Annotated in this window: 1 protein-coding gene; it reads left to right on the plus strand. The window is 45.5% G+C overall.

The window, feature by feature from the left end; all coding sequences use genetic code 11:
• On the plus strand, positions 1-782 hold a 782-nt coding region (locus tag GMA8713_RS26025), incomplete at both ends, for a flagellar M-ring protein FliF C-terminal domain-containing protein (RefSeq protein ID WP_306456082.1).

Below are 782 nucleotides of genomic sequence, written 5' to 3' on the forward strand. Positions count from 1 at the left end.
AAGAAGCTTTACGTGAAAAAATTGATTCGGTATTAATCCCAATTCTAGGTTTTGGTAATTATACCGCCCAAGTGGATATCCAACTGGATTTCAGTGCCATTGAACAAACGCGTAAACGTTTTGATCCCAATACCCCCGCAACTCGCAGTGAATATACGCTTGAAGATTATAACAACGGTAGTATGGTCGCTGGTGTTCCGGGTGCATTAAGTAATCAACCCCCAGCGGATGCTTCGATTCCTCAAGACGTTGCGCAGATGAAAGATGGTTCGATACTCGGGCAAGGTTCTGTGCACAAAGAAGCCACTCGCAATTTTGAACTCGATACTACCATTAGCCATGAGCGCAGGCAGTCCGGTTTTGTTAACCGACAAACGGTGGCGGTAGCGATTAAAAACAGTTCTTCAGTGAATCCAGAGACAGGAGAAGTCACCTACACTTCGCTGAGTGAAAGTGAAATTAATGCCGTGCGCCAAGTGTTAATTGGGACGGTTGGGTTTGATGAAAACAGGGGCGATTTATTGAATGTGCTTAGCATGCAATTTGCCGTGCCTGAAGTTGAAACTATGGCTGATGTGCCTATCTGGGAACATCCTAACTTCAACGACTGGATTCGTTGGTTCGCCAGTGCGCTAGTGATTGTCGTTGTGATTTTAGTGTTAGTTCGTCCTGCATTGAAAAAACTGCTCAACCCTGCTGCGGATGATGATGACCCAATGTACGGACCTGATGGTTTACCGATTGGTGCGGATGGAGAGACTAGCTTAATTGGTAGTGGTATT

It is taken from the genome of Grimontia marina (assembly GCF_900060185.1).
Classification (GTDB): domain Bacteria; phylum Pseudomonadota; class Gammaproteobacteria; order Enterobacterales; family Vibrionaceae; genus Enterovibrio; species Enterovibrio marinus.